This window comes from Moritella sp. (assembly GCF_033791185.1).
Classification (GTDB): Bacteria; Pseudomonadota; Gammaproteobacteria; order Enterobacterales; family Moritellaceae; genus Moritella.
On the sequence record NZ_JASJHF010000100.1, the window covers coordinates 1 to 4,711 of the forward strand.

3 protein-coding genes are annotated in these 4,711 nt (G+C 40.7%); all 3 read left to right on the forward strand.

The genetic code is table 11. From position 1 onward, the window contains the following. Window positions 1–355: 355 nt before the first annotated feature. Window positions 356–3,268, forward strand: a complete 2,913-nt coding sequence (gene rapA / locus QNK26_RS06185; RefSeq protein WP_319221576.1) for an RNA polymerase-associated protein RapA — start codon at window positions 356–358, stop codon at window positions 3,266–3,268. A gap of 118 nt (window positions 3,269–3,386) precedes the next feature. Further along, on the forward strand, window positions 3,387–4,076 hold the full coding sequence (locus QNK26_RS06190; protein WP_319221578.1) for a pseudouridine synthase: 690 nt from the start codon (window positions 3,387–3,389) through the stop codon (window positions 4,074–4,076). A gap of 27 nt (window positions 4,077–4,103) precedes the next feature. Further along, the coding region (locus QNK26_RS06195) for a DUF3530 family protein (protein WP_319221579.1) at window positions 4,104–4,711 on the forward strand (608 nt) is incomplete at its 3' end.

A 4,711-nucleotide genomic window follows, 5' to 3' on the forward strand; every position in this document is an offset into this window, starting at 1 on the left:
AGCAGCTGTTGCCGTGTCAGTGGGGTCGAATTATAGATATTTCAGATAAATCCGCAAGCGATTTTATAAATTTCATTCTATTTTTCGGGCAAACCTAAAAAGTCGTACACATTTCAAACAAAACAAGTCAAATATAAGCGATAGTTCACTCAAACTATACTTATGACTACTTATTGCTAACTAACAAATCAAAATTAATGCAGTTCATGCAAGGTCTATACTTTCATTTGCTCATGTATTTGGGATTTACTTACTAAGTTATTTTAAACTATTATTTAATTTATCTTTATACGTGACCTAAGTCTCTGGTTTAGGTAACATGCGCCCTTTTTACGGTTTTGGAGTTTGAATATACATGCCCTTCCAACTTGGTCAGCGCTGGATCAGCGATACGGAATCAGAATTAGGATTAGGAACAATAGTTGCCATAGAAGGCAGAATGTTAACGCTATTATTTCCTGCAAGTGGTGAAAACCGTTTATATGCTCGTAACGAAGCGCCGATCACGCGTGTAATGTTTAATATCGGTGATCAGGTTCTCTCTCATGAAGACTGGAGCTTAACGGTTACAGAAGTAACAGAAAGCTCGGGCATCATTACCTATACAGGTATTCATCAAGAGACGGGTGAAGAGGTTGCATTACGTGAGACATTCCTGAATAACTTTATCAAATTTAACAAACCACAAGATCGCTTATTTGCAGGCCAAATCGATCGGATGGATCGTTTTGTTTTACGCCATCAAACATTACAACATCAATTTTCTCAACAGCAATCTCCGTTAAATGGTATTCAGGGCCCACGGGTAAGTTTGATTCCTCATCAATTGCATATCGCAACTGAAGTTGGTCAACGTCACGCGCCTCGCGTTTTACTTGCCGATGAAGTTGGTTTAGGTAAAACCATTGAAGCCGGTTTAATTATCCACCAGCAGTTAACAGCAGGTCTTGCTAAGCGTGTTTTGATTCTGGTACCTGAAACATTACAGCACCAGTGGTTAGTAGAGATGATGCGTCGTTTCAATCTCCACTTTAGTATCTTTGATGAAGAACGTTGTATCGAATCGCTTGCTGACGCAGATAATCCATTTGAGACTGAGCAGTTAATCTTATGTAGTCTAGATTTTTTACGCAAAAAACGTCGCCGTTTTGAGCAAGCTGTAGGTGCCGATTGGGATTTATTGGTTGTTGATGAAGCACATCATCTGATATGGAATGAAACAGAACCAAGCCGTGAATACCAAGTGGTAGAGTCACTGGCGCAGAAATCACCTGGGGTACTATTACTAACAGCAACACCAGATCAGCTTGGTCATGAAAGTCACTTTGCACGGTTGCGTCTGCTCGATCCAAACCGTTTCTATGACTACAGCGCATTTGTTAGTGAAGAAAATAGCTATGCTGTTATTGCACAAGCGGCGCAAGAGTTATTAGATTCACCAATCGTGTCAGCAGAAACAGCGAAATCATTAACTCAATTATTAAGTGAAGCCGATATTTCAGGTCAGTTAGCGTTAATTCAAACGACACCAGAGTCGGAAGAAGCACAGCAAGCAAAACAATCAATCATTAGTCAATTACTTGATCGCCATGGTACGGGTCGTTTGTTATTCCGTAATACACGCTCAGCAATTAAAGGGTTTCCAACCCGTTGCTACAACCCGATTCCATTAGCGCTGCCAGAACAATATAAAACGTCATTAAAAGTCGCACAAATGATGAATGGTTCAGCAAGTTTTGCCGAAGCTGCTCGTCGTGGTTTATACCCTGAAGAGATCTTCTTAGAGTTTGAAGGTAAAGACGCATCTTGGTGTAGTTTTGATCCACGTGTTGAATGGTTACAAGACTTCCTACTTGCTAATAAAAATGAAAAAGTATTAGTGATTGCAGCCAATGCTGAAACGGCAATGTCGATTGAAGAGTCACTACGTGTGAACGAAGGCATTCGTGGTACTGTATTCCATGAAGGCATGTCTATCATCGAACGTGATAAAGCAGGCGCTTACTTCGCCCAAGAAGATGCTGGTGCACAAGTATTACTTTGTTCAGAAATCGGCTCTGAAGGTCGTAACTTCCAGTTTGCCCAACACCTAGTATTATTTGATTTACCACTCAATCCTGATTTACTAGAACAACGTATCGGTCGTTTAGATCGTATCGGTCAAAAAAATGACATTAGTATCCACGTACCTTTCTTTACAAATACGGCACAAGATGTCCTGCAAAACTGGTATCACAATGGTTTAAATGCTTTTGAGTATACCTGCCCTATCGGCGGTGATATTTTTGCTGAAGTAAAAGATGAGTTACTTACTCAACTGGCAGCGAAAGACATTGATATTGCTGCAACAGATGCGTTAATTAGCGATACGAGTAGTCAGTATGATGCATTGAAATTAAAAATGGAAAGTGGCCGAGACCGCTTACTAGAATTGAATTCCAACGGTTTAGGTAAATCAGACAACATTATCGAGCAGTTAAAAGCCAATGATGACAGCCCAACACTGCCTATCTTCGCGATCCGTTTATTTGATGTTATTGGTATTAACCAAGAAGACCGCGGTGAAAACATGTTGGTATTAAAACCAACAGATCAAATGTTGGTGCCAAGTCTACCCCACCTTTCAGAGGACGGGATTACCGTTACATTCGATCGTGAAACGGCATTATCTCGTGACGATGTACACTTCCTTACTTGGGAACATCCTTTAATTAGTGCATGTATCGAATTAATCATGACTTCTGATACTGGTTCTACCGCCGTGTCACTATTAAAAAATCCAGCACTGCCTGCTGGCACTATTTTATTAGAATTACTTTATGTAGTAGAAACATCAGCACCACCTTATTGCCAGATTAATCGCTTCTTGCCTGCAACACCAATTCGTTTATTATTAGACAAAAATAGTAATAACTTAGCGGTAAAAGTTGAGTTTGATAGCTTCAACCGCCAGCTTAATGCAATTAATCGCCACGTAGCAACCAAGTTAGTGTCAGCATCGCAAACGGTTATTCATGATCTTATAGGTAAATCAACCGCTGTAGCGGAAGACCAAAAGCAAGCAATCACCAGCGCTGCACTAGCAAGTATGCAGAAAAATATGAGTGTTGAACTTGAACGTCTGCAAGCACTACAAAAGATTAACCCTAACGTACGTGATGAAGAGTTAGCATTTATTGAGAAACAAACCGAAGAGCTCACCACACATATTAATAATGCCCAGCTAAAATTAGACGCTGTCCGTTTTATTGTGGTAACACCAAGCTAAATAACTTCACGTTATAATAACTAGCAGTAAAGGGGTTAATTTCGGTTAACCCTTTTGTTATTAGCCGCGATGATTTAAACCTTACCTTCTAAACTCTCGACTATATTGTATATACCCTATGCCCGATTTTATTTATGCTCCACCACAACACCCTAGATTAGATGTTCTTTACCAAGATGATGCCATTATTGTATTAAATAAGCCGAGTGGATTATTAAGCGTACCAGGGCGACTACCCGAACATAACGACAGTATTGCTAGCCGTGTACAAACACTGTTTCCTGCGGCGGCAATTGTCCATCGTTTGGATATGTGTACATCGGGCGTGATCTTAATGGCGCTGACCAAAGCAGCCCAAAGCCATATCAGCAGACAATTTCAGCAACGCTCAACCGCCAAATACTACTATGCGCGCTTAGAAGGTATTCCAACATCAAACAGTGGCAGTATCGATTTACCTTTACGTTGTGACTGGCCTAATAGGCCAAGGCAAATGATTGATTTTATTGACGGTAAACCGGCGTTAACACATTGGCAGGTAATTGCAGAGCATTTAGCCAATGACGATAACAACCAGCAAGCCAGTGCCACAGTATTACTTAAACCTGTGACCGGCCGCTCGCATCAACTGCGGGTGCATATGTTAGCATTAGGAACTCCGATCCTTGGTGACGAGTTATATGCATCAGAACAAGGCATTGCAGGAGCTGCACATTTACAACTGCATGCCGCTATGTTAGAAATTGAGCACCCTTTATCGTCAGAAAAAATGACATTTACAGCAACACCACCATTTCCAATCGATTAATAACTATGATCACGTTAGGTATATTCAATGTTGAAGGCCCTTGTATTATTACTCTTATCCGCTTTATCGCTACCGTTAAGTGCCGAGACAGATAAAGACAAAAATCAGACCAATAAACCAGCAGTCAGCTTTCCGATGTCTCAACAACGCTTGTTTGATCAAGACTTAACTAAGTATAACGATAGCAACGAAGTGGCTTGGTTAGGTGATAAAGATAACCGATTTCTGACTTTGTGGCGCGAACAAACCACAGGAAAAATTATCGGTACAAGTTGGATCTTTGCCGATACCTATACTTCGGCTAACAACCCCAATATTATTCAGACATTACGCTATCAACTCAATGATAAAGGCTTACATACCTACTCTATTTCCCCTTTAAGCCAAACATTAAATTCAACCACCGCAGAACAACGCTTACAGTCTCAATTAGGTATTTTACAAGATAAAATAGTCAGCCAGGATGGTAAGCGCCTACTAATCCTGCAAGGTGCTAACTGTCAGGCAATGGTAAACGCGTTGATTAAAAATCCAGAAATTTATGTGGATGCGATTGTGTTACTCAGCGCACACAGTCCAACACCCGAATTAGCCACGCAATTGATTAGCCAAATGCAGCAACTCAACACGCCGAT